21 protein-coding genes are annotated in these 22,901 nt (G+C 64.7%); 8 read left to right on the top strand and 13 right to left on the bottom strand.

Features of this window, described 5'->3' with window-relative positions:
- Window positions 1-25: 25 nt before the first annotated feature.
- Window positions 26-1,213, bottom strand: coding sequence for a cytochrome c oxidase subunit II (coxB, locus tag ACHAC9_RS22050; protein WP_435763506.1), 1,188 nt, complete (start codon window positions 1,211-1,213; stop codon window positions 26-28).
- A gap of 413 nt (window positions 1,214-1,626) precedes the next feature.
- Window positions 1,627-2,517 carry a methyltransferase domain-containing protein gene (locus ACHAC9_RS22045; protein WP_435763504.1) on the bottom strand — a complete coding sequence of 297 codons (891 nt, stop codon included), beginning with the start codon at window positions 2,515-2,517 and terminating at the stop codon, window positions 1,627-1,629.
- A 90-nt stretch (window positions 2,518-2,607) separates the two neighbouring features.
- On the opposite strand from ACHAC9_RS22045, the gene ACHAC9_RS22040 reads away from it, so the two are divergent.
- Both ACHAC9_RS22040 and trmL read left to right on the top strand, forming a co-directional pair.
- Window positions 2,608-3,363, top strand: coding sequence for a double zinc ribbon domain-containing protein (locus ACHAC9_RS22040; RefSeq protein WP_435763502.1), 756 nt, complete (start codon window positions 2,608-2,610; stop codon window positions 3,361-3,363).
- A gap of 1 nt (window position 3,364) precedes the next feature.
- On the top strand, window positions 3,365-3,835 hold the full coding sequence (gene trmL / locus ACHAC9_RS22035; RefSeq protein WP_435763500.1) for a tRNA (uridine(34)/cytosine(34)/5-carboxymethylaminomethyluridine(34)-2'-O)-methyltransferase TrmL: 471 nt from the start codon (window positions 3,365-3,367) through the stop codon (window positions 3,833-3,835).
- A 65-nt stretch (window positions 3,836-3,900) separates the two neighbouring features.
- Here trmL and ACHAC9_RS22030 read toward each other — a convergent pair whose 3' ends face one another.
- The 7 genes from ACHAC9_RS22030 to ACHAC9_RS22000 form a co-directional block, all read right to left on the bottom strand.
- A complete protein-coding gene (locus ACHAC9_RS22030) occupies window positions 3,901-6,300 on the bottom strand; it encodes a catalase (protein WP_435763498.1) in 2,400 nt (799 codons plus the stop codon).
- A 147-nt stretch (window positions 6,301-6,447) separates the two neighbouring features.
- The gene (locus ACHAC9_RS22025; RefSeq protein ID WP_435763496.1) at window positions 6,448-7,380 is read right to left on the bottom strand and encodes a diguanylate cyclase; all 933 of its coding nucleotides are present in this window, start codon (window positions 7,378-7,380) and stop codon (window positions 6,448-6,450) included.
- Window positions 7,377-10,421 (bottom strand): ATP-binding protein, encoded by a 3,045-nt coding sequence (locus ACHAC9_RS22020; protein ID WP_435763494.1) that lies wholly within the window; start codon window positions 10,419-10,421, stop codon window positions 7,377-7,379. Before ACHAC9_RS22020 ends, ACHAC9_RS22025 begins: the two co-directional genes overlap by 4 nt.
- Complete coding sequence (locus ACHAC9_RS22015) at window positions 10,415-11,815, bottom strand: oxygenase MpaB family protein (RefSeq protein ID WP_435763492.1); 1,401 nt, start codon at window positions 11,813-11,815, stop codon at window positions 10,415-10,417. The genes ACHAC9_RS22020 and ACHAC9_RS22015 overlap by 7 nt, the downstream gene beginning before the upstream one ends.
- Before the next feature lie 199 nt (window positions 11,816-12,014).
- Entirely contained in the window at window positions 12,015-12,782 is a 768-nt protein-coding gene (locus ACHAC9_RS22010; RefSeq protein ID WP_435763490.1) for an alpha/beta hydrolase, read from the bottom strand.
- Window positions 12,783-12,796: 14 nt separating this feature from the next.
- Window positions 12,797-13,273: an adenylyltransferase/cytidyltransferase family protein gene (locus ACHAC9_RS22005; protein WP_435763488.1), complete on the bottom strand. Its 477-nt coding sequence runs from the start codon at window positions 13,271-13,273 to the stop codon at window positions 12,797-12,799.
- 20 nt (window positions 13,274-13,293) lie between these two features.
- The gene (locus ACHAC9_RS22000) at window positions 13,294-14,481 is read right to left on the bottom strand and encodes a PilT/PilU family type 4a pilus ATPase (RefSeq protein WP_435763486.1); all 1,188 of its coding nucleotides are present in this window, start codon (window positions 14,479-14,481) and stop codon (window positions 13,294-13,296) included.
- A gap of 162 nt (window positions 14,482-14,643) precedes the next feature.
- Between ACHAC9_RS22000 and ACHAC9_RS21995 the strand changes: the two genes are divergently transcribed.
- From ACHAC9_RS21995 to ACHAC9_RS21985, 3 genes are all read left to right on the top strand, one after another.
- A complete protein-coding gene (locus tag ACHAC9_RS21995; RefSeq protein WP_435763484.1) occupies window positions 14,644-15,585 on the top strand; it encodes a hydrogen peroxide-inducible genes activator in 942 nt (313 codons plus the stop codon).
- An 81-nt stretch (window positions 15,586-15,666) separates the two neighbouring features.
- Window positions 15,667-16,521, top strand: a complete 855-nt coding sequence (gene ubiA, locus ACHAC9_RS21990) for a 4-hydroxybenzoate octaprenyltransferase (protein WP_435763482.1) — start codon at window positions 15,667-15,669, stop codon at window positions 16,519-16,521.
- A 71-nt stretch (window positions 16,522-16,592) separates the two neighbouring features.
- Complete coding sequence (locus tag ACHAC9_RS21985; RefSeq protein ID WP_435763480.1) at window positions 16,593-16,907, top strand: DUF883 family protein; 315 nt, start codon at window positions 16,593-16,595, stop codon at window positions 16,905-16,907.
- A gap of 95 nt (window positions 16,908-17,002) precedes the next feature.
- Here ACHAC9_RS21985 and proC read toward each other — a convergent pair whose 3' ends face one another.
- Together proC and ACHAC9_RS21975 are read right to left on the bottom strand one after the other, a co-directional pair.
- Window positions 17,003-17,818 carry a pyrroline-5-carboxylate reductase gene (gene proC / locus ACHAC9_RS21980; protein WP_435763478.1) on the bottom strand — a complete coding sequence of 272 codons (816 nt, stop codon included), beginning with the start codon at window positions 17,816-17,818 and terminating at the stop codon, window positions 17,003-17,005.
- 9 nt (window positions 17,819-17,827) lie between these two features.
- Window positions 17,828-18,529 (bottom strand): YggS family pyridoxal phosphate-dependent enzyme, encoded by a 702-nt coding sequence (locus ACHAC9_RS21975; RefSeq protein WP_435763476.1) that lies wholly within the window; start codon window positions 18,527-18,529, stop codon window positions 17,828-17,830.
- Between the two features lie 99 nt (window positions 18,530-18,628).
- Here ACHAC9_RS21975 and ACHAC9_RS21970 point away from each other — a divergent pair, with 99 nt between their 5' ends.
- A complete protein-coding gene (locus ACHAC9_RS21970; RefSeq protein WP_435763474.1) occupies window positions 18,629-19,672 on the top strand; it encodes a type IV pilus twitching motility protein PilT in 1,044 nt (347 codons plus the stop codon).
- A 3-nt stretch (window positions 19,673-19,675) separates the two neighbouring features.
- The gene (locus tag ACHAC9_RS21965) at window positions 19,676-20,812 is read left to right on the top strand and encodes a PilT/PilU family type 4a pilus ATPase (protein WP_435763472.1); all 1,137 of its coding nucleotides are present in this window, start codon (window positions 19,676-19,678) and stop codon (window positions 20,810-20,812) included.
- 15 nt (window positions 20,813-20,827) lie between these two features.
- On the opposite strand, the gene ACHAC9_RS21960 is transcribed toward ACHAC9_RS21965, so the two are convergent.
- Window positions 20,828-21,697, bottom strand: a complete 870-nt coding sequence (locus ACHAC9_RS21960) for a lysophospholipase (protein ID WP_435763470.1) — start codon at window positions 21,695-21,697, stop codon at window positions 20,828-20,830.
- A gap of 160 nt (window positions 21,698-21,857) precedes the next feature.
- On the opposite strand from ACHAC9_RS21960, the gene ACHAC9_RS21955 reads away from it, so the two are divergent.
- A complete protein-coding gene (locus tag ACHAC9_RS21955) occupies window positions 21,858-22,340 on the top strand; it encodes a glutathione peroxidase (protein ID WP_435763468.1) in 483 nt (160 codons plus the stop codon).
- Window positions 22,341-22,398: 58 nt separating this feature from the next.
- On the opposite strand, the gene ACHAC9_RS21950 is transcribed toward ACHAC9_RS21955, so the two are convergent.
- Window positions 22,399-22,770 carry a hypothetical protein gene (locus ACHAC9_RS21950; protein WP_435763466.1) on the bottom strand — a complete coding sequence of 124 codons (372 nt, stop codon included), beginning with the start codon at window positions 22,768-22,770 and terminating at the stop codon, window positions 22,399-22,401.
- Between the last annotated feature and the right edge of the window lie 131 nt (window positions 22,771-22,901).

Here is a 22,901-nt window from a genome sequence, read left to right as displayed (position 1 = left end):
CCTGGAAACTCATTAACTTGCTACGTTACTTGCTACGTGCAGCCAGCACTTCGGCCGGTTGGACGATGTTTTCGGCGGCCTTGTTCGACCAGGTATTGCGGGTGTAGGTGATCACCGCCGCGATGTCCGAGTCCGACAACTGCTTCCAGGCCGGCATTGCGCCTGGATAGACCGGCGTATCCTGGCCGTTGAGCAGGACGTCGATCTGCGGATGCTTCGGACCATTCACCACTTGCGAGCCGTCGAGCGGCGCGAACGCGTTCGGCACGCCCTTGCCGTTGGCCTGGTGGCAGGCCACGCAGTTGGCGGCATACACGGCTTCGCCCTTGGTTTTCAGTTCGTCGATGGTCCAGACCTTGGCCGGATCGTCGGCCAGCGCGGCCATTTCCTTCTTCTTGGTATTGACCCAGGCAGTGTAGTCCTCGGCCGAGACGACGCGCACCACGATCGGCATGAAGGCGTGGTCCTTGCCGCACAGCTCGACGCAGTTGCCGCGGTAGACGCCGATCTTTTCGGCCTTGAACCAGCCGTCGCGCACGAAGCCGGGAATCGCATCCTGCTTGATCGCAAACGCGGGAATCGTCCAGGCGTGGATCACGTCGTTGGCGGTCAGGACCATGCGGACCTTCTTGCCGACCGGGACGACCACTTCGTTGTCGACTTCGAGCAGGTAGTTTTCGCTGCGCGCTTCGGTATTGGCCACGCCCGGCTCGCCGATCTGGCTGCGCGGGGTCGACAGGGTCGACAGGAAGCTGATGCCCTCGCCTTCGCCCTTCAGGTAGTCGTAGCCCCATTTCCACTGCATGCCGGTGGCCTTGATGGTCAGGTCGGCATTCGAGGTGTCTTTCAGCGCGATGACGGTCTTCGTGGCAGGCAGCGCCATGCCGATGACGATCAGGAAGGGAACGATGGTCCAGGCGATTTCGACAGCGGTCGATTCGTGGAAGGTGGCGGGCTTGTGGCCGAGGGATTTGCGGTGCTTGAACACCGAATAGAACATGACGCCGAAGACGGCGACGAAGATGATGAGGCAGACCAGCATCAGCCAGTTATGCATGCTGTAGATGTCAGCGCCGATCCCAGTCACCGGAGTTTGCATGTTCAACTGGTGTTCCACCGGCCGCCCCGTGATTTCCGGCGCTGCCAGTGCCGGGATACTGGTCCATACTGCGAGACCGAGCACCATGGCGTGAAGTCGCTTTGCATATGTCATTGAATTGTCCCCAACCACCCAAAATAAGAATATTTTTAAACGGTCAGCAATTCCATGAACGAACCGCCGCCGCTCCGAAACCAAGTGCAAGCTGGTTCCCGGCGGCGCGGCTTGTAGACGCGCAACGGGTTAAAACCTGCTGCTCGTCCACCAGCAACTGCAACAACACACTGACGGGCGCGAAACTTGCGGATGCTTTTCTATTTTCTAATTCTTCCACCTTTATGCCCCGTTGTTAGACGTTTATAGGGCACAGGACGAAAAAATAGTTATTGATTATACTCAAATCGCTAATTTTTATTCAAGGAAAATCCTTGTCACGGCTGTGTTATTTCGTGCGTTATGGCATCGAGCGTTGCCGCATGGGCCTTGCCGCCAGCCCCAGCCCGTGCTAGCCGTATGCATCCGTGGGCTTACGGCTTGCGCGGCTGAAACCGTACAATTGACTCCCCTGCGGCCGTGGTCTTCGGCACCGGCCGGAATGCATGCCCGTAAATCACTTCGAAGGTCAGCCCGATCTTGCCGTCCGTCCCGCGCATGGCCTCGAGCGCGTCGATCATGCGCCCCCATGCCGCGCGCCCGATCAGCCCGCGCCGGCGCGTGGCCAGCGGATTGCCGCCGATTGCGCGCACGTCAAGCAGCAGCGCGGCGACCGTGCCATAGGTAACCGTGATGCGCTCGGCATCCATCACCGGCGTCGAAAAGCCGGCCTCGACGAGCTGGTCGCCGAAGTCGTGCATGTCGACGAACGGTAAGGTGTGCGGCGTTTCGTCGAGCGCGGCAAAGGCCGTGCGCAGCTCCTTGAAGGTGTCGGGACCGAAATTCGAAAACATCAACAAGCCGTCGACGCGCAGCACGCGGCGCCACTCGGCGAACACGCGGTCCGGCTGCGGATGCCAGTGCAGCGCCAGGTTCGACCACACCAGGTCGATCGAGTTCGGGCCGAACGGCAAGGTACCGAAGTCGCCGCAAAGAAGATCGACGCCGGCCTTGGCCGGCATCAGGCGGCTGAGCATCTGGTTGAGCGCACCCGTCGCCGGCGCCGCCGCCCTGGCGCCGGCCAGCATCGCGCCAGAGGCATCCATGCCGACGACCTGGGCCGCCGGGTAGGTCTTTTGCAGCGTGCCGAGGTCCGGCCCCGCGCCGCAGCCGGCATCGAGCACGCGCTGCGGCACGATCTTTACCAGGCTCAGCCGCTCATGCATGCGCTCGGCAACTTCGCGGCGCAGGAAGTCGGCGTCCGCCACGCGCTGGGGCTGCGCGAACAACGCACGTACGCGCAACGCATCAATCGGTGCGCTCATTTTCGATGGGGACGAGGGAGAAGCCATGGTTCTGTTGCGTTCGAATGAGATAATGGCGGAAGTGTACATGTTTGCAGGGGAGTCAAGCAGATGAGCGAGCCGATGGGACCCTTCGCGCTGCGCTGGCCGCGCACCCTGGCCCGCGCGCTCCTGCCCTGCTCCTGCGCGCTGTGCGGCGAGCTGGCGTCCGACGCTGTATGCGCGCCCTGCACGCTGCGCTACACCGGTCCTGACGGGCCGCGTTGTCCGCGCTGCGCCAACCCGCTGGACCCGTCCGAGATGGAGGGACAAACCTGCGCCGGCTGCATGAGCGAGGCACCGGCCTTCGACGCCACGGTCGTGGCAAGCGACTATGCGGCGCCGCTCGACGGCCTCGTGCTCGGCTTGAAATTCGGCGCGCGCCTGCCGCTGGCACCCTGGTTCGCGGGCCGCATCCGCGATGTGGTGCTGGCGCAACCCGGCTGGCGCCTGCCCGACCTGCTGTGCCCGGTCCCGCTGGGGCCGCGCAGGCTCGCCGAACGCGGCTTCAACCAGGCGCTCGAGATCGCCCGACCCTTGTCCGCCATGCTCGGCGTCCACCTGCAGCCGCGCCTGGCAATGCGGGCCATCGAGACGGCGGCGCAGTCGGGCGTGGCGCCGCGCGAGCGTGCCGGCAACATACGCGGCGCGTTCGCGCTGGCACCCGGGATGGCGGCGCTGATAGAGGGCCGGCACGTCGGCGTCGTCGACGACGTCATGACGAGCGGGCACACATTGAACGAACTGGCCGCCACCCTGAAGGCGGCCGGCGCCGCGCGCGTGTCGAACCTGGTGTTCGCGCGCACGCCACCACACCAAGGAGCATGAATTGTTTCACGTCGTTTTAGTCGAACCCGAAATCCCGCCGAACACCGGCAACGTCATCCGCCTGTGCGCCAACACCGGCGTGCAGCTGCACCTGATCGAGCCGCTCGGCTTTCCGCTCGACGACGCCAAGATGCGCCGCGCCGGCCTCGATTACCACGACTACGCAACGATGAAGGTGCACAAGAACTGGGATGCTTTTATCGCTGACACCCAGCCCGACCCGGCGCGCATGTTCGCGCTCACCACGCACGGCTCGGCGCCCTTCGCGAACGCCGCCTTCGAGCCGGGCGACGTCTTCATCTTCGGCCCCGAATCGCGCGGCCTGGCGCCGGCTTTCCGCGACGCTTTCCCGCCCGCCCAGCGCATCCGCCTGCCGATGATGCCGGACAACCGCAGCCTGAACCTGTCGAACACGGTGGCGGTAGTGGTATATGAGGCGTGGAGGCAGAACGGGTATGCCGGCGGACAGTGAGCGCATAAACTCACTCAGTCCGCCGGCAATGCCCCCGCATTGCACGGGGGCATTACAACGACGACTTACACCATCGGCGGATCGGTCTCGCGCGCGAACGTGCGGTGGCTGGCCAAAGCTGCCTTGAAGGCCTCCAGGCTGCCGTCGATCAGCAGCGCCGGGTCGGCAGAACCGTCCGGCAGCGTTGGCGGAATCATCGCCTTGACCAGCAGATTCGCGCCGCCACCCAAGGCCATGATCGGCTTGCAGTGACGATATTGCTCACGCAAGAAGTCGATCGCATGGGCATTGCGTGCCAACAGGTCGGACGATTTGTCGCCATCCGGAACGATCACCGCGTCATACATGACCGATGGCCCTGCTTCAAGCGAGATCTCGACATCCAGCGGGTCGCCCGCGCTCGTCTTGACCTTGCCCAGCATGCTGCCCACCAGGCGCGGCACGGCGCCGTCATTCAACAGGCTGGCATACATCGCGCGCACTGCATTGCCGTCGACACCGGCGGCCACCAGGATCGCCACGCGCCGGGTGCGGATGCCGGTCTGGCCCGGGCGGCTCAGCAACGACAGGGCCGGCGACGGTTCGTAGGATGGGATCGGGTTCGGGCTCGCCAATGGCAGCGGCGCCGGCACCTCCATGCCCAGGCCTTCGGCGACTTTCGCCACCAGGCCTGCGTCGACATTGGCCAGCAGCGCCAGCACGCGCTCGCGCACGGCCGGGGTCTGCACCCTGGTCAGTTCGAAGCGGAAGGCGTTGGCGATGTGCGCCTGTTCGGCCGCGCTCTGGCTCTGGTAGAACAGGCGCGCCTGGCCATAATGCTCGGAGAACAGTTCCGGATTGCCGCGCACTTTGTCTTCGCTCGCAAAAGTTTGCGGGAAGCTGGTGAAGCCCATCTTTCCAGCCTGGAAAGGACAGCCGCCGCCCAGCGAATTCGGTTCGTAGTTCACGCGACCGCGGTTGATGGCCTGGCGGTGCATGCCGTCGCGCTGGTTGTTCTGGATCTGGACAATCGGCGAATTAATTGGAATTTCGTGGAAATTCGCGCCGCCCAGCCGGCTGATCTGGGTATCGAGGTAGGAGTGGATACGGCCCTGCAGCAATGGGTCGTTCGAGAAATCGATGCCCGGGACGATGTGGGCGGTACAGAAGGCTACTTGCTCGGTTTCGGCGAAGAAGTTGTCTGGATTGCGATCGAGCACCATGCGGCCAATCGGGGTGAGCGGCACCAATTCTTCCGGGATCAGTTTGGTCGCATCGAGGATATCGAAGGGGAAGGACGCAGCCTGCTCTTCGGTAAAGACCTGGAAGCCCAGTTCCCATTCCGGGAAATTGCCCGATTCGATTGCTTCCCACAGGTCGCGCCGATGGAAATCGGAGTCGGCGCCCGAGATGCGCACCGCTTCGTCCCAGACCAGCGAGTGCGTACCCTGCTTCGGCGTCCAGTGGAATTTCACGAAGCGCGATTCGCCGGCGGCATTGATCAGGCGGAAGGTGTGCACGCCGAAGCCCTGCATGGTTCGGTAGCTGCGCGGGATGGCGCGATCCGACATCGCCCACATCAGCATGTGCGCGATTTCCGGCGAGAGCGACGCGAAGTCCCAGAAGGTGTCGTGGGCAGTGCCCGCCTGCGGCATGCCATGGTGCGGCTCCGGCTTGGCGGCGTGCACCAGGTCCGGGAATTTCATCGCATCCTGGATGAAGAACACCGGAATGTTATTACCCACCAGGTCCCAGTTACCCTGTTCGGTATAGAACTTGACCGCGAAGCCGCGCACGTCGCGCGCCGTGTCGGTCGAACCGCGTTCGCCGGCGACGGTCGAGAAGCGCACGAAGACCGGCGTGCGCTTCTCCTTGGCGGCGAAGGGGACGGCGCGGGTCAGTTCGCTGAAGTCGCCATACGATTCGAAGAAGCCGTGGGCGGCCGAACCGCGCGCATGTACCACACGCTCGGGAATCCGCTCGTGGTCGAAATGGGTGATCTTTTCGCGCAGGATGAAGTCTTCCATCGCGGTCGGCCCGCGCAGGCCGATCTTCAGCGAATGCTGGTTGTCGGCGACCGGTACGCCCTGATTGGTGGTGAGCACCTGATTGCTGGGGTCGACGCGCACGCGGTCGAGCGGTGCGACGGTGGGGTTCTGGCCAACCGGCGGCTGGCCGCTGCCGACCTTGCCTGAGGCAATGATTTCGGTGCTGGTGCTGCCGGTCGCGGCAGGCGTAGTCGGCTGGTGATGATCGCCCTCTGCCGGCATGCGCGATGCATCGCCATATTCGCCAGGCTTGTTCGGGTTGAATGGCATGGCGGCCGCAAGCTGCTTTTCGGCGCTGGTTTTTTCCAGCAAGCGCGCGGGAACCGGCTCCTTGCTGCCCAAGTTCGATGGCGGCGTACTGACGGATGGTCCTGCCACGGTGCTCAGTACGGAGCCTGCACCATCAGTGGCGCCAGGTTTGTTATTGCGTGCAGTCATTTTGTCCTCGATGGTTGATCAGCTGTCGTCACTTAAACAAACAACATAACCGAGGAGACTTGAACACTACGTTAAGTAGTTAACAGAAAACCATTAGATACTTTAATTATTTGCTATCAGACCGATAGGCATTCACTAACAAATGATTCAGTCAACGCCGCGGTGATCGGGCACCGTTCGCCACATCACCCGATTCCGCCCACCCTGCTTCGCCCGGTACAGCTGCACATCGGCCGCCTCGAACAGCTCCGCAGAGCTTTCCGACAAGGACGGGTCGAGCGTGGCGCCGCCGATGCTCACGGTAATGACAGGCGCGGCCGCCGAACCGGCGTGCGCGATGCGCAAACCGGCCACCGCTTCGCGCAGCGCCTCCATCATGGGGAGCGCCTGCGCGGCATCGGTTGCGGGCATCAGGAGCACCAGCTCTTCGCCGCCGTAGCGCGCCGCCAGGTCGGCGGGGCGCCGCATGTGGGCGCCGGCGACGCGCGCGACGGCGCGCAGGGCGCGGTCGCCGGCCGGATGGCCGTACAGGTCGTTGAACTGCTTGAACGAGTCGATATCGAGCAGAGCCAGCGACAAGGGCAGCCCGCTACGGCGCGCGCGTTGCCATTCGAGGTCGTAGACGTCGTCGAAGCGGCGCCGGTTGGCCAGTTCCGTCAGGCCGTCGACGTGCGCCAGGTGTTCGAGCAGGCGGCGCTGGCGCACCAGTTGCAGGTGCAGCGCCACGCGCGCCAGCACCACCGTCGCATTGAAGGGCTTGGCGATGTAGTCGGAGGCGCCCATTTTGAGGCCGGCCGCTTCGTCTTCCGGGCGGTTCAGGCCCGAGATGAAAATCACCGAGATGTGCTCGGTCTGGGGCGCCGCACGCAGGCGCCGCAGCACGTCGAAACCGCTCACGTCGGGCATCATCACGTCGAGCAGGATCAGGTCCGGCACGTGGCGCGTGGCGCGTTCCAGGGCCTGGGTGCCGTTTTTCGCCAGCAGCACCGTGTACTCCGGCTGCAGCAGCTCGCACAGGACGTCGCGGTTGATCGCGTCGTCGTCGGCGATCAGGACTTTCTGCAGCTCGGGGGGCGTCATGCGGTTTCCTCAAGGTTCAGGCCAGGCAGGCGCGCCAACCGCGCCAACGGCACCAGGGCGGCCGCGTATTCCAGTTCGTCGACGGCGTGCGCGATTTGCGCCAGCGGCGCTGCGTATTCGGGACCGGGCAGCAGCGTCTGCAATTGCGCCAGCACGTCGCGTGCACGCGCATCGTCCGCCGCCAGGTGCGCGGCCAGCCGCTCGAACAGCGCCGGCAGCGCGTCGGCTGGGGGTGCAGCCGGGTCGCGCGCACCGGCCAGCGGCGCGATGCCAGCCAATACCGCGTCGAGGGCCGCGATCAGGCCGGACGCCAGGGCGGCCGCGCGCGCGCGCTGGCCGGCACGCAGCGCGTCCTCGACCTGGCGCGCGCTTGCCGCCAGCGCGTGGGCGCCGATATAGGCCGCGCTCGAGCTCAGGTTGTGCGCCAGTGCGCGCAGCGGCGCGTCGTCGCCTGCCGCCAGTGCCTCGGCCAGCTGGCGCGGCGCCGCCCGGTATTCTCCCACGAAGCCGCGCACGCGCCTGATCAGGCGCGCATGCTGGTAGTCGACCCCAAGCAGCGCGGCGTCCCAGTCGATGCCCGCGACCGGCGGCAGCACGACCGTGTCGCCCCCAGGGGGCGTCGCCCGATGCGGCGCCGGCGCCACGCGACCGGCCAGGCGCGCCGGATCGATCCAGGCCAGCAGGGTGCGGAACAACAGGTCCGGATCGATCGGCTTGGGGATATGATCGTTCATGCCTGCGGCGAGGCTGCGTTCGCGGTCGCCCGCCATCGCGTTCGCCGTCATGGCGACGATCGGCAGCTTTTCCAGGCCCGCGATGGCGCGGATGCGGCGTGTCGCGGTCAAGCCGTCGACCTCGTGCATCTGGATGTCCATCAGCACCAGGTCGTAGTGCGCCTGCCGCACCATGTCGGCGGCCTCGGCGCCATGCACGGCGACGTCGACCAGGACCGGGGCGGCGGCCAGGAAGTCGAGCGCCACCTCGCGGTTGTTGGCGTTGTCCTCGACCAGCAGGATGCGCGCGCCACGCAGGCGCGCCAGGTCGCGCGCATCGAGCGCCGGGCGCCTGGGCGTGGCGCCGGGCGCGGCCAGCACGCCGCCGGCAAGGTCGCCCTGCCCCAGCGCGACGGTGAAGCTGAAGCTGCTGCCCACGCCCGGCGTGCTGGTGACCAGGATCGCGCCGCCCATCAGTTCGACCAGCTGCTTCGAGATGGACAGGCCCAGTCCCGTGCCGCCGTACTTGCGCGTGATCGAGTCGTCGCCCTGGCTGAACGACTGGAACAGGCGCGCCAGCTGGTCCTTGTCCATGCCGATGCCGGTGTCGCTAACGCCGAAGCGCAAGCTGACGCAGGTCGTGCTGCGCGCTGCGACGTCGACCGTGACGACGATTTCGCCTTCTTCGGTGAACTTGACGGCGTTGCCGGCCAGGTTGATCAGGACCTGGCCCAGGCGCCGCGGATCGCCGACCAGGCGCGCCGGCACACCGTGCCCGATCCGGAACACGATGTCGACGTTCTCGGCGTCAAGCTTGGGCGCGGTCAGGTTCGACAAACCCTCGAGCAGGTCCTTCAGGTCGAACTCGACCTGTTCGAGCGTCATCTGGCCGGCCTCGATCTTCGAGAGGTCGAGAATGTCGTTGACGATGCCGAGCAGGTGTTCGCCCGCGCCCAGGATCTTGCCCAGGTAATTGCGCAGGCGCGGCGCCGGTTCGGCCATCAGGGCCAGTCGGCTCATGCCGATGATCGCGTTCATCGGGGTGCGGATCTCGTGGCTCATATTCGCCAGGAAGTCAGATTTCAGGCGCGTGGCTGCTTGCGCGCGCAGCATGGCGTGGCGGATCTCGGCCGTGCGCAGGCCCAGCACGCGCATGAAAACCACCATGTCGATCGAGGTCGCGAACTGCAGCGCGTGCATGGTCCAGAAATTGGCAGGGAGCGCGCCGCCGACCATCCGGCTCAGCGCGAGCGCGCCGGCGAAGCTGAGCGCCCAGCCGCCCAGGAAATAGAAGCCGACTGCGTCGCCGCCGCGCGCGCGCCGCCAGGCGCCCGGCAGGCCAAGCAGCATCGGCATGATGCCGAGCGTGCTGGCAACGGCCAACAGTTGGCCGGGGCCGATCAGGTCCAGGCCGAACGCCAGCGCGGCCGCGGCGGTGAGCGCGGCGCCGCTTTTCATCAGGCGGCGGAAGACGCGGTCCCTGCCGGGACGCGCCAGCGCCTGTTCGACGAACAGGTAGGCGCCGAACGAGGAGGTCAAGGCGAACAGGCCGAACGCATGGATCGTCATCCAGGCATTGCCGCCCCAGGCGTACTGGGTGCCGATACCGAATGTCTCGGCCGAGAACAGGGCGGTCCCCAGCAGCATCAGCGCGTACTTGGCAAACAGCGGCTCGCGCAAGTTGATGGCCTGGCCCAGGCTGTAGAGCAGCAGGCACAAGGACAGGCCCAGCAGCAGGCCCTGCAGCATCTGCTCGCTGAGGGCATCGGCGTGGAATACCGAGGGTTGCGAGAAGCGGATCGGCAGTACCAGCGGGCCGATGTTATCGATGCGCAGGTAGATGTCATGGCGCGCTCCCGGCGCCAGGTCGAGCAGCATGGCGGGCGTACGGAGCCGGCGCGTGCCCTGCTGCTCCGGCTGCAGGTTGCCCGCCAGCGCATGCTGACGCACCCGGCCGTCAGCTGTGACGAACAGCTCGACCTTGTTCAGGACCGCGTAATCGATGTTGACGATCCAGTTGGCGCGGCTGCCCGCCGGCACGATAACGGGGACGCGCAGCCAGACCGGGGCGTTCAGCACGCCCAGCGTCCCCTGGCTCGACAGCGGCGCGGCAAAGCGCTGCGGCGCCTGCATGACGGCTTCGATACCGAGCCTGCCGTCCGGTTCCGTCAGCATCGTCAGCGCAGGCCAGGCTTCGACGCTGCCGCTGCGCTCGTCGAGCACCAGCGGCGTCGATGCCACCGACGCGCGCGGCAAGAGCACCAGTACGAGCGCCAGCAGGACCAGGACAGCGCTTGCCCGCAGCCCCGGACGCACCCATGTCAGCATGCGGCTGCCTCGTGCGCGCTGCGCCCGCCGCGCTGCGGCCTGCAACGGCGTTCGATGGCATTCACCCAGCCGGGCGCCGCCGGGTCGGCATCCGACTCGCGCAGGGCAGCTTCGACCTGGCGCAGGAGCGCGTCCGGCAAGTCCAGCGGCCGGACCGGATCGGTCAGGAAGCGTTGCGCCAGGCGGTAGCCGAGGATGCGTGCGGCCAGGCGCCTGGTCGACAGTCCCGGGCACAGGAGACGCGCCGCGGTATCGACACAGCGGGCCGTCCCCATTCCCAGCGCGAACAGCGCGCGCGAGAAACTTGTCACCTGGCCGTCCAGGCCCAGGATGCGGCCGGTCGCAGGCCCGCACAAACGGCGCGCCAGCAGCACCGGGAACAGTGTCAGGGAACGCGGCGCGATCTCGTCCCCCACGACACGCATCAGGGCGGCGGCCAGCGCCGGACGCGGATCGGTCATTTTTCCGTAGCCGGGCACACTGCGCTTGCCGCCGGGCGCCAGGTAGCGCGCGCGGGCCACGGCACGCGCGGCGCGTTGCAGGCGGGCGAACAGTGCCGCGGCGTCCTGCATCGTCGCGGCCAGCAGCGCCTCCTCGATGCCGAGCAGGTGGCCCACCACGTTCCAGGCGTGCAGCCAGGCGCCCTCTTCCTGCTCCTTCAGACCCAGGCCCAGGCGGCGCAGGCTGCGCAGGAACACGTAATGGAGGGTGAGCAGCGTGCAGGCCAGTTCTTCCTGGTTGCGCGGCAAGCCATTCGCGCGCACGTCCCAGCCGCGCGCAAAGAACGCGCGGTAGTCGTCCGCGCCTTCGGGCAGCAGCGCCGGAATGGCGGCGCCATGCGCCAGCGCCTCGGCCGGGTTCCCGCGCACGATCAGGTGGCGGATCAGCGCATTCGTCAGGCGCAGCTTGAGTACCTGCGCCACGCCGGCGCCGCTCGCGTCAAGCAGGCCGCCGCGCACCAGCGCCGCCAACAGCAAGGACGCCGCCGCACGCAGCCGGTCCTCAGGCTGCTGTCCGAGCGGGTCGACCATCACCGCCGATTCCGGCAGGCTGGCGCACGCCAGCAAGGTGGGCGCGAGCATGCCGATGTCGGCGAACACCGCTTCGGCACAGCCGATTTTCCCGGCGTCACACCAGGCCGGCAAGCGGCACGCTTGCAGGACATAGTCTTCGAGGGCGGCGACGATCGGTGCCGGCGTGCTGCCGTCTGCCGTCCAGCCATCGAGGGCGCCGTTGGTGTCCCAGCCCGCCAGCGCGCGTTCGACGTGCGCAATCGCCTCCCAGCGCGACAGGCGGGCCGCGCCGTCATTCCAGTCGCCGAAGATGCGCGCGACCGTGTCGTCGGCCAGCGGGTCGGCGCGCAGGCGCGGGTCGGCGGCGGTCGGTTCGGTCATGGCGTCAGCCCTTGTATGTTTAATGTAATTCAACACATCTGTGAAGGACGTGAGCTGGCGGAGTCTACCAGTTCGTGCCACTGGGAAATAGTCTGTTGAAGCGATAACGTGGGCGCGGAACAACTTTCCGAGCCGATTATTGTTATTGTGATAATAAAATGAGCCGATCGGCATGCTCGTGGTGGATGCCGGCCGCCGTTCATTTCCTCGCCCATTGCAGCGTTTTCACATAGCCGGCGCGCTCGGAAATCGTATTGTGTCCGGCTCCGTCGATCACCTGTTGCGTTGCCACGCCATCGGCAAAGCGCGCGAGCAGCCGGGCCGTGCTCTGCGCCGGGATCACTTCGTCCTGCCCGGCGGCGATCACGAGGGTCGGGGCTGTCACCTGCGGTGCGTAGCGCACCGAGTCGTAACGGTCGCGCAGCAGCCAGCGCACCGGAAAATACGGGAACTGGCGCCCCGCCAGCGCCGCCAGGCTGTCATAAGGCGTCACCAGCACCAGCCTGTGCACCGCACGCCTGCTGGCCACCTGCAGTGCGATGCCGCTGCCCAGGCTGCGCCCAATCAGTACCACTTCGGCGTGCGCGGCGGCGACCCGGTCGAACAGCAGCAGGGCGTCGGCCACCAGCGCCGCTTCCGCCGGCTTGCCGCTGCTGCCGGTGTAGCCGCGGTAATGCAGCAGGTAGAGGGCGTGGTCGGGAAAGGCCTCGTCCAGCAGGGGCAGGCTCATCGTGACGTCTTCGCCGTTGCCGCCGAAATAGATGATGGCCCGCTTTCCTGCGCGCGGGCGTTCGGAAATTTTTAGAATGGCGCCCGGGACGGTCAGAGTCGAGACCGTTGGGGCCTGGATGGCGGCCTTGGCGGGTGGGAAATAGATGAGGGAACGCTGCAGGAGAAACAGGGCGAGGCAGGCGGCTGCATAGACAGCAATGCCGAGCAGCAGGAGGATGCCCAGTGTTTTTTGCATTCGGCCGCTCCTTTCTAGCCGGCGCGCACTTTCGTCAGCAGCTTGGTGGTCGAGCGGTCGTGTTCGAAATCGATGGCAACCGCCTGGCCGCCGTAGGCCAGCACGGCCTGCCCTTCCGGAATCGCGCTCATGTCGTAGTCGCCGCCCTTGGCGTAGATCCCGGGACGCGCCTCCAGCACCGTCTCCAGGGCCGTATCTTCGTCGAATTCGACGACCAGGCTGACCGATTCGAGTGCCGCCAGCACCGCCATCCGGTCGGCCAGGGTGTTGAGCGGGCGGTCGTCGCCCTTGCCGAGGCGTTTCACGGAAGCGTCGGTGTTCGCGGCGACAACCAGCGAAGCGCCCAGTTCACGTGCCTGCGCCAGGTAGGTGACGTGGCCGCGGTGCAGGATGTCGAACACGCCGTTGGTCAGCACGACCGGTTTCGGGAGGGCGGCGACGCGCGCCTTGAGCTCGGCGCGCGAGCAGAGTTTGGTTTCAAAATTCGGCATAAGGTTCAGCTTGGACTAAGTCAACTCGGATTGGCAGGGTCTTGCGGTTCTTCTTCGAGCATCATCGACAGCGACGATGTGTTGCCGGCGCGGCCTTCATCGAGCTCGCGCCGTTCGCCCGACAGCTTGATTTGCAGGCGCAGGCCATTGGCCGAGTCGGCGTTCCTGATCGCCTCGTCATAGCCGATATGGCCGTTGTTGTAGAGCTCGTACAGCGCCTGGTCGAAGGTGCACATGCCCAGCTCGCGCGACTTGTGCATGATCTCCTTGATGCTGTGGAAATTCCCCTTCAGGATCATTTCGCCGATGGTCGGGGTATTCAGCAAAATCTCGATCGCGGCTTTGCGGCCCTTGCCATCCTCGGTACGCACCAGCCGCTGGGAGACGATCGCACGCAGGTTGGCCGATAAATCCATGAGTAACTGGTTGCGGCGCTCTTCCGGGAAGAAGTTGATGATCCGGTCCATCGTCTGGTTGGCGTTGTTCGCGTGCAGCGTGCCCAGGCACAGGTGGCCGGTCTCGGCAAACGCGATCGCGTGCTCCATCGTTTCCGTATCGCGGATCTCGCCGATCAGGATCACGTCCGGCGCCTGGCGCAGCGTGTTCTTCAGCGCGTTGTGCCAGGAATGGGTGTCGACGCCGACTTCGCGGTGCGTCACCAGGCAATTCTTGTTCTTGTGGACGTATTCGACCGGGTCCTCGACCGTGATGATGTGGCCGGCCGAATTGCTGTTGCGGTAATCGATCATCGCCGCCAGCGTGGTCGACTTGCCGGAACCGGTGCCGCCGACGACCAGCACCAGGCCGCGCTTGGTCATGACGACCTCTTTCAGGACCTCGGGCAGTTCGAGTTTTTCGAAATTCGGGATTTCCGAAGCGATGGTCCGTACCACCATGCTGACGCTTTGCTGCTGCACGAACACATTCACACGGAAGCGGCAGACATTCGGCAGGGATATCGCGAAATTGCACTCCATTTGCGCTTCGAATTCGGCGCGCTGGCGCTCGTTCATCAGCGACAGGGCCAGCGCACGCGTGACTTCGCCGGTCAGGCGCTGCTGGCTCATCGGTTTCATCGCGCCCTGGTACTTCATGCTGGGCGGGAAATCGGCGGAAATGAAGAGATCCGAGCCGCCTTGCTGGTGCATGACGGACAGCAATTTCTGGATATAGGCCAGGGCTTCGGACGGGCCAAACGTAGAGGTCATGCGGCTGCCTTTCTGAACGTGCAGGCGATTATTCGTTATCGATATCACCCGCGGGGCAATTATATCGACTAAGATTCTCGTTAAAATACTATTTCTCGGCAGACCACGCCGGGCCATGGCAGGTTTATTATTGCAACATTGCAATTTGACTGACCATCTTCTATGACACTCACCGAGCTGAAATACATCGTCGCCGTCGCGCGTGCCAAACATTTCGGGCATGCCGCCGAATCGTGTTTCGTCGCCCAACCCACCCTGTCGGTCGCCATCAAGAAACTCGAAGACGAGCTCGGCGTCACGCTGTTCGAACGCGGTGGCTCGGAAGTGTCGGTCACGCCGGTCGGCGCCCAGATCGTGGCCCAGGCCGAGCGCGTGCTCGAGCAGACCGCCGCGATCAAGGAACTGGCCAAGCAGAACAAGGACCCGCTGGCCGGTCCCTTGCGTTTGGGCGTGATCTACACAATCGGGCCCTACCTGCTGCCGCCTTTGGTGCGTAACCTGATCGACAACGTGCCGCAGATGCCGCTCGTGTTGCAGGAAAACTTCACCGTCAAACTCCTGGAACTGCTGCGCCAGGGCGAGCTCGACGCCGCCATCATGGCGCTGCCGCTGCCGGACCACGGCATGCTGATGCAGACGCTGTACGACGAACCCTTCGTCGTCGCCACCCCGCGTGCCCATCCCTGGTCCAAGCGCCGCGAAATCCCGGCCGACGATTTGAAAGCGGAAACCATGCTGCTGCTGGGCAGCGGCCACTGCTTCCGGGACCAGGTACTGGAAGTGTGCCCGGAAATGGCGCGCTTCTCGTCGCCGGGCAACGGCATGCAGCGCACCTTCGAGGGCTCGTCGCTGGAAACGATCCGCCACATGGTGGCCAGCGGCATCGGCCTGACCGTGTTGCCGCGCGCTTCGGTGCGCGACATGGACGATCCACACGGCTTGCTGTCGTTTGTGCCCTTCGCGGCCCCGGCGCCCTCGCGCCGCGTGGTGATTGTGTGGCGCAAGAGTTTTACCCGGCGCGCAGCGATCGAGGCGGTGTGCAATGCGGTGGCGCATTGCGATTTGCCGGGCGTGGATATGCTGGCGCTGGACAAGGCGGCGTAATGTCGTCTGGTCGCGTGCGTTCGCGATCCGGTAAAATCGCTGTCTTGTACACAATAATTCTTGCGCGACAAGAAGCGAATCATGAACAAGCTGGCGCTCTACTTCCGGCTGGTCCGCGCTGACAAGCCGATCGGCATTCTTCTCCTGCTCTGGCCGACCCTGTGGGCGCTGTGGATGGCGTCCGGCGGCAAGCCCGATCCGATGATCGTCGTCATTTTCGTCCTCGGTACCGCCCTGATGCGTTCGGCCGGCTGTGCGATCAACGACTACGCCGACCGCGATTTCGACAAACACGTCAAGCGCACAGCCGACCGGCCATTGACCAGCGGGCGCATCAAGAGCTGGGAAGCGGTCATGGTCGCGCTCGTATTGGCGCTCATTTCCTTCCTGCTGATCCTGCCGCTCAACACGCTCACCAAGCAATTGTCGGTGCTGGCCGTGATCGTCGCCGGCACCTACCCCTATTTCAAGCGGTTCTTCGCCATCCCGCAAGCCTATCTCGGCATTGCCTTCGGCTTCGGCATCCCGATGGCGTTTGCGGCCGTCCAGAACACGGTGCCCGCCGTGGCCTGGTGGCTGCTGGCGGCGAACGTGTTCTGGGCCGTGGCCTACGATACCGAATACGCGATGGTCGACCGCGACGACGACCTCAAAATCGGCATGCGCACCTCGGCCATTACCTTCGGGCGCTTCGACGTGGCCGCCGTGATGCTGTGCTATGGCCTGGCCCTCGCCATCGACCTGGTGTGCGGCTGGATGCTGGGCCTGCGCTGGTGGTTCGTCGGTGGCGTGGTGGTCGCGGCGGGCATCGCCTTGTATCACTACAGCCTGATCCGCGAGCGCGACCGGATGCGCTGCTTTGCAGCCTTCCGGCACAACAATTGGTTGGGTGCGGCCCTTTTCGTGGGTGTCGCGTTAGACTATGCATTAGGATAATATTGTCCGAATTGCACGACCCGTTGCGGCTTACGAGGCCGCATCTCACATTGACATGAAGAGGACTCCCCATGATGGAAAAAATCCCGACCCAGACCGGTGCCCGCGATCAACTGATGGCCGACCTGAAAACGGTCATCCAGGACGCCGAAGCCTGGCTGCGCCACGGCAGCACGCTGACCGGCGATGAGCTCAAGAACGCGAAAGCCAAGTTCGAAGGCGCCATCGCCGGCGCCAAAGAAGGCCTGGCAAACCTGGAAGTCATCGAGAAGTCGAAAGCCGCCGCCAAGGCCACGGACACCTACGTCAAGGACAATCCATGGAAGGCAGTCGGCATCGGCGCCGCTGCCGGCGTCATCCTGGGCATGCTGATCAATCGACGTTGATGGCATAAGGGGCCGCCGGGCCCACCTGCCTTTGCGCCGTTTCGTCGGGTGGGCTCTTGAGCCCACGCGGTACGGCGCGAGCTTGGACGCGACCGTTAATCCTTTCCCAACTCATCCCCCAACGCGCGCCCTCTTGCCGCTGCCGCCTTCATCGCCGCAACGATTGCCGCCTTCACGCCTGACGACTCCATGCTGGTAATGGCCGCGTGCGTCGTGCCGCCTTTCGAGGTCACGCGCTGGCGCAAGACCTCGAGCGACTCGTCCGACTGCGCCGCCAGCTGCGTGGCCCCGGCAAAGGTCGCCAGCGCCAGCTGCTTGCCCTGCTCCGGGCGCAAGCCCATCTCCACGGCCGCGGCCTGCATCGCTTCCAGAAAATAGAACACATACGCCGGCCCGCTGCCCGACACCGCCGTCACCGGATCGATCAGCTCTTCATCGTCCAGCCACACGGTCTGCCCGACCGCGCGCAGCACGCTGTCGGCGGCCGCGCGCTGCGGGGCGCTCACGCCGGCGGCGGCCACCAGGCCGGTCACGCCCATCCCGATCAAGGCCGGCGTGTTCGGCATCGCGCGCACGATGGCGCCATAGCCGCCCAGCCAGCGCGACAAATCCGCGCCGCGAATGCCCGCCGCGATCGACAGCACCAGCGGCCCGGCTGTCAAATGCGGCGCCAGTGCCTGTGCGACGTCGCGCATCTGCTGCGGTTTTACCGCGAGCACGATCACGTCGACAGCGCCCACCGCGGCATCGATGGCGCCGGAAGTAGAAGCGCCATACTGCGCCGCCAGCCGCGTCAAGGCCTCCGGATTCGGATCGACCACATGCACCTGCGTGCCCGCGCCGCCCTCCTCCACCAGCCCGGCGATCAGCGCCGTTGCCATATTCCCGCCACCGATAAACGCGATCTTCATGCTTGTCCCTTAATCGTAGTGTCGCGAACCGAAGATCGCGCTGCCGACGCGCACGATGGTCGCGCCTTCGGCAATGGCGGCTGCCATGTCGCCCGACATGCCCATCGACAGCGTATCGATCGCCAGCCCGCCGGCGCGCAGCGCGTCGGCCAGCGCGCGCAATTTGGCGAAGGCCGCGCGCTGGAGCGCAGCATCGGCCTGGGCTTCGGGAATGGCCATCAAGCCGCGCAGTGTCAGATTCGGCAGCGCGGCGACCTGGCGTGCCAGTTCAGGCAATTCGGCCGGGGTCGCACCGCTCTTGGTGGCCTCGCCGCTGATGTTCACTTGCAGGCAGATGTTCAGGGGTCCCATCTCCGGGGGCCGCTGTTCGGACAGGCGCTGGGCGATCTTGAGGCGTTCGACCGTGTGCACCCAGGCGAAGCTGGTGGCAATCGGGCGCGTCTTGTTGCTCTGGATCGGACCGATGAAATGCCACTCCACGAGCCCATCCGGTTGCGCGCGCGCCACGGCGGCGATTTTTTCGACGCCTTCCTGCAGATAGTTTTCACCGAAGGCGCGCTGTCCGGCGGCGATGGCCTCGACCACGGCCTCCATCGGGAAGGTCTTCGATACGGCGAGCAACTGGACGCTCGAACGGGGCCTGGCGGCAGCCTCCGCGGCGGCGGCGATTGTCGCTTCGACAGCTTGCAAGTTGGCAGCGATTGTGGACATAATCGTTTTCTATGGGCAATATTTGCAATATTACGTTAGCGCGTCTAACAACGCCGCCATGGCGGTGTTGTTAGAAGCTCTACGGCATAAGGATTATAAATGGACATCTCAGAACTACTCGCCTTCTCGGTAAAGAACAAGGCCTCCGACCTGCACCTGTCGGCCGGCTTGCCGCCGATGATACGCGTGCATGGCGACGTACGCCGCATCAACCTGCCGCCGCTCGAGCACAAGGACGTGCACGCCATGATCTATGACATCATGAACGACGGCCAGCGCAAGCAGTACGAGGAGATGCTCGAATGCGATTTTTCGTTCGCGATTCCCGGCCTGGCGCGTTTTCGCGTCAACGCTTTTAATCAGGAACGCGGCGCGGCCGCCGTGCTGCGTACCATCCCGTCGAAAATCCTGTCGCTCGAAGAATTGAACGCCCCGAAGATCTTCGCCGAACTGGCGCTGCGCCCGCGCGGCCTGGTGCTCGTGACCGGCCCGACCGGCTCGGGTAAATCGACCACGCTGGCGGCGATGGTCAACCACCTGAACGAGACGGAATATGGGCACATCCTGACGATCGAGGACCCGATCGAATTCGTCCACGAGTCAAAAAAATGCTTGATCAACCAGCGCGAAGTCGGCCCGCACACCCTCTCCTTCAGTAACTCGCTGCGTTCGGCGCTGCGTGAAGACCCGGATGCCATCCTGGTCGGCGAACTGCGCGACCTCGAGACCATCCGTCTCGCTTTGTCGGCCGCCGAAACCGGCCACCTGGTGTTCGGCACCCTGCATACCTCGTCGGCGGCGAAGACCATCGACCGTATCGTCGACGTGTTCCCGGCCGAGGAAAAAGAGATGGTGCGCGCGATGCTGTCCGAGTCGCTGCAGGCCGTCATCTCGCAGACCCTGCTGAAAACCAAGGATGGTTCCGGGCGCGTGGCAGCCCACGAAATCATGCTCGGCACGCCGGCGATCCGCAACCTGATCCGCGAAGCGAAGATCGCCCAGATGTACTCGAGCATCCAGACCGGCAGCAATATCGGCATGCAGACGCTGGACCAGAACCTGACGGACCTCGTGCGCCGCAATGTGATCTCCAGCGCCGCCGCCCGCTCGGCCGCCAAGATCCCCGAAAACTTCCCGGGTTAAGCCATGGAACGCGACCAGGCCTCAAAATTCATGTTCGACCTGCTGCGCCTGATGGTCAGCAAGGGCGGTTCGGACCTCTTCATTACCTCCGGCTTCCCGCCGGCGATCAAGATCGACGGCAGGATGACGCCGGTCTCAAACCAGCCGCTGACGGCCACGCACACGGCCGATCTCGCGCGTTCGATCATGAACGACAAGCAGACCGCCGGCTTCGAGACCACCCGCGAAGCGAACTTCGCAATCAGCCCGGGCGATCTGGGACGCTTCCGCGTCTCGGCGTTTGTGCAGATGAGCAGCGTCGGCATGGTGCTGCGTACGATCACGACGCAGATTCCGAAGTTCGAAGACCTGGCCTTGCCGAATGTACTGAAGGATGTCGTCATGTCCAAGCGCGGCCTCGTGATCATGGTCGGCGCCACCGGCTCGGGCAAATCGACGACGCTCGCCGCCATGGTCGGCTACCGTAACGAGAACAGCTACGGCCACATCATCACCATCGAAGACCCGGTCGAATTCGTGCATCCGCACCGCAACTGCGTGATTACGCAGCGCGAAGTGGGCGTCGACACCGACAGTTTTGAAGCAGCCCTGAAAAACTCGCTGCGCCAGGCGCCGGACGTGATCCAGATCGGAGAAATTCGCGACCGGGAAACGATGGAGCACGCGATCGCGTTCGCCGAGACCGGCCACCTGTGCCTGGCCACGCTGCACGCCAACAGCGCGAATCAGGCGCTCGACCGCATCATCAACTTCTTCCCCGAAGAGCGGCGCCAGCAATTGCTGATGGACCTGTCGCTGAACCTGCGCGGCCTGGTCTCGCAGCGCCTGATCCCGAAGAAGGAAGACAAAGGCCGTGTGGTGGCCATGGAAATCCTGCTCAACTCGCCGCTGATCTCGGACCTGATCTTCAAAGGCGAAGTGCATGAAATCAAGGAGATCATGAAGAAGTCGCGCGAACTCGGCATGCAGACGTTCGACCAGGCGCTGTTCGACCTGTACGAGGGCGATCGCATCTCGTACGAAGACGCGCTGCGCAATGCCGACTCGGTGAACGACCTGCGCCTGAACATCAAGCTCAACAGCAAGAACGCGAAGGACCGCGATTTCTCGAGCGGGACGGAGCATCTCGGCCTGGTGTAAGCCCGCCCAAGTCCCTTACGCCATGCCCGGCGCCATGCCGGCCGGCGCACTTGGCAGGTGCCGGTTGATCCATTCCGTGGTATCGGCCATGACGTCGTCCTTGCCGTAATCGTTGAACAGATCGTGGTAATGCCCCTCGTAGAGCTTGAGCGTCTTGTCGCTCGAGCCGACGGTATCGTAGAAAAACTGGCTGCCTTGCGGCACCGTCGCCCGGTCCACCGTCCCGTGCATGATGAAGACCGGCACGGTAATGAGCGGGAACTGCTTCTCGAGCCGCTCGTCGGCGCGCACCAGGGCGGCGACCGTTTTCGCCGGCTGCACTTCGCGCGCGATCAGCGGGTCGCTGTTCAGGCTCGCCACCGCCAGCGGGTCGCGCGAAAAATCCTCGTTCTTGAGCCTCAGGACACGCAGGTGCGGCGCGACGTGGCTGAGCCCCTTGATGAGCGCGAGCGCGATGTCGGGTGCCGGCACCTTGAAGGCGAAGCTTTCGCAGATCAGGCCATCGATTTCCGCCTGGTGTTCGAGGGTGTAGACGCAGGAAACGACCCCGCCGGCGCTGTGGCCGAGCAAGAATACCGGCAGTGCCGGCTCGCGCGACTTGGCCAGGGTGACCAGGCTGTGCAGGTCGCTGACATAGTCGCCGATATGGTCGACATAAAAACGCTCTCCGCTCGACTTGCCGCGCCCGCGCAAGTCGAGCGCATACACGGCGCAGCCGTTGGCGGTCAATTGCCCCGCCGTCCAGCCATACTGGCCGCTGTGCGAATTGACGCCGTGGCAGATGACGACCAGCGCGCGGGGCGGCTCGGCCGGATGCCAGCTGCGGATGAAGATCTCGTTGCCGTCCTCGCCGATCATGATTTCTTCGTTTGGTGCGGTCGCCATGACAACCTCCACTGGGAAGGGCGCAGCCATCCGGACGGACGACCGTCAGGAACCAGCTTAGATGGTTTTCGTCGTACCTCGCCTGCGTCAACGATACCGTTTGATTTGGAACAAAGTTTGTTCACCCAAGTGATACTTGCTTTTTTGGTATCATTGCAGCATGAACGTATTCGACTTCCACGCCACCGCGCTCGACGGCGCTCCCATCGACCTGGCGCGCTACCGCGGCAAGGTACTTTTGATCGTCAACACGGCGAGCGCCTGCGGCTTCACGCCCCAGTACAAGGGACTGGAAGAGGTGTATCGCCAGTTCCGCGAGCGCGGGATCGAAGTGTTGGGTTTTCCCTGCAACCAGTTCGGCCAGCAGGAATCCGGCAGCGAAGCGGAGATCGGCGCCTTCTGCGAAAAGAATTACGGCGTCAGTTTCCCGCTGTTCGCCAAGATCGACGTCAACGGCGCCCATGCGCATCCGCTGTTCCGGCACCTCGAAAGCGAAGCGCCGGGCCTGCTCGGCACAGAGCGCATCAAGTGGAACTTCACCAAGTTCCTGGTCGGGCGCGACGGCCGCGTGGTCAAACGTTATGCGCCGCGCACGCCCCCGCACGCGTTGGTCGCAGATATCGAGCAGTTGCTGGCGCGCTGAGCCGCACAATGGCAAAAAAGCCCGCGCGAACGCGGGCTTGCATGCGACTGCCGGGACCTTATTTGGTCGTGGCCGTCGTCGAGGTCGTGGCGGTCGTCGAACCGTGCGCTGCGTGGGCATCGGCCTGCGCGTCGGCCGGCACCTTGATGTCTGCCTTGACTGCCGCCTTGGTGTCTTTGCTGTCGGCCTTGGCTTTGGCATCCTTGTCCGCTTTCGCTGCCGCCTTGGCATCGGCCTTGCTGATCTTCTTGACCAGCTTGCCATCGGTTTGCGCGCCGGCCTTCAGATCCTTGTTGTCGACGAACGCAGCTTTCGGCGTCGTGGCGTCCACGTTCGCCTGCGCATCTGGCGTAGCCGGGGTGGCTGGCGTTTGAGCGAAGGCAGCGGTAGCGAACAGGCCGGCGATCAGGGTAGCGGTAATTTTTTTCATGGTGCAGCTCCTCGGTTAGTTGATGGTCAGTGCACGATTCACATGCCACTGATCCATCAACGGGCCGCATCAACAAACAGTTGACGAGCTTAACAATCCCTTACATTCGTGGCATTTGCTTACAAGTCGGG

It is taken from the genome of Massilia sp. CMS3.1 (genome assembly GCF_051262535.1).
In the GTDB taxonomy this organism is placed as follows: Bacteria; Pseudomonadota; Gammaproteobacteria; order Burkholderiales; family Burkholderiaceae_D; genus Telluria.
Note: the sequence above shows the minus strand (reverse complement) of the source record. Positions and strands in the feature narration are given on the sequence as shown.

Coding starts and splice junctions, on each gene's coding strand:
- ACHAC9_RS22045 (WP_435763504.1), bottom strand. CDS start 2,517: ATGAGCGCACCGATTGATGCGTTGCGCGTACGTGCGTTGTTCGCGCAG.
- ACHAC9_RS21965 (WP_435763472.1), top strand. CDS start 19,676: ATGGAACGCGACCAGGCCTCAAAATTCATGTTCGACCTGCTGCGCCTG.
- ACHAC9_RS22000 (WP_435763486.1), bottom strand. CDS start 14,481: ATGACCTCTACGTTTGGCCCGTCCGAAGCCCTGGCCTATATCCAGAAA.
- ACHAC9_RS21985 (WP_435763480.1), top strand. CDS start 16,593: ATGATGGAAAAAATCCCGACCCAGACCGGTGCCCGCGATCAACTGATG.
- ACHAC9_RS22020 (WP_435763494.1), bottom strand. CDS start 10,421: ATGCTGACATGGGTGCGTCCGGGGCTGCGGGCAAGCGCTGTCCTGGTC.
- ACHAC9_RS22040 (WP_435763502.1), top strand. CDS start 2,608: ATGAGCGAGCCGATGGGACCCTTCGCGCTGCGCTGGCCGCGCACCCTG.
- ACHAC9_RS22030 (WP_435763498.1), bottom strand. CDS start 6,300: ATGACTGCACGCAATAACAAACCTGGCGCCACTGATGGTGCAGGCTCC.
- ACHAC9_RS22010 (WP_435763490.1), bottom strand. CDS start 12,782: ATGCAAAAAACACTGGGCATCCTCCTGCTGCTCGGCATTGCTGTCTAT.
- ACHAC9_RS21975 (WP_435763476.1), bottom strand. CDS start 18,529: ATGTCCACAATCGCTGCCAACTTGCAAGCTGTCGAAGCGACAATCGCC.
- ACHAC9_RS22025 (WP_435763496.1), bottom strand. CDS start 7,380: ATGACGCCCCCCGAGCTGCAGAAAGTCCTGATCGCCGACGACGACGCG.
- ACHAC9_RS21995 (WP_435763484.1), top strand. CDS start 14,644: ATGACACTCACCGAGCTGAAATACATCGTCGCCGTCGCGCGTGCCAAA.
- ACHAC9_RS22005 (WP_435763488.1), bottom strand. CDS start 13,273: ATGCCGAATTTTGAAACCAAACTCTGCTCGCGCGCCGAGCTCAAGGCG.
- proC (WP_435763478.1), bottom strand. CDS start 17,818: ATGAAGATCGCGTTTATCGGTGGCGGGAATATGGCAACGGCGCTGATC.
- ACHAC9_RS21950 (WP_435763466.1), bottom strand. CDS start 22,770: ATGAAAAAAATTACCGCTACCCTGATCGCCGGCCTGTTCGCTACCGCT.
- ACHAC9_RS22015 (WP_435763492.1), bottom strand. CDS start 11,815: ATGACCGAACCGACCGCCGCCGACCCGCGCCTGCGCGCCGACCCGCTG.
- ACHAC9_RS21960 (WP_435763470.1), bottom strand. CDS start 21,697: ATGGCGACCGCACCAAACGAAGAAATCATGATCGGCGAGGACGGCAAC.
- ACHAC9_RS21970 (WP_435763474.1), top strand. CDS start 18,629: ATGGACATCTCAGAACTACTCGCCTTCTCGGTAAAGAACAAGGCCTCC.
- ACHAC9_RS21955 (WP_435763468.1), top strand. CDS start 21,858: ATGAACGTATTCGACTTCCACGCCACCGCGCTCGACGGCGCTCCCATC.
- coxB (WP_435763506.1), bottom strand. CDS start 1,213: ATGACATATGCAAAGCGACTTCACGCCATGGTGCTCGGTCTCGCAGTA.
- ubiA (WP_435763482.1), top strand. CDS start 15,667: ATGAACAAGCTGGCGCTCTACTTCCGGCTGGTCCGCGCTGACAAGCCG.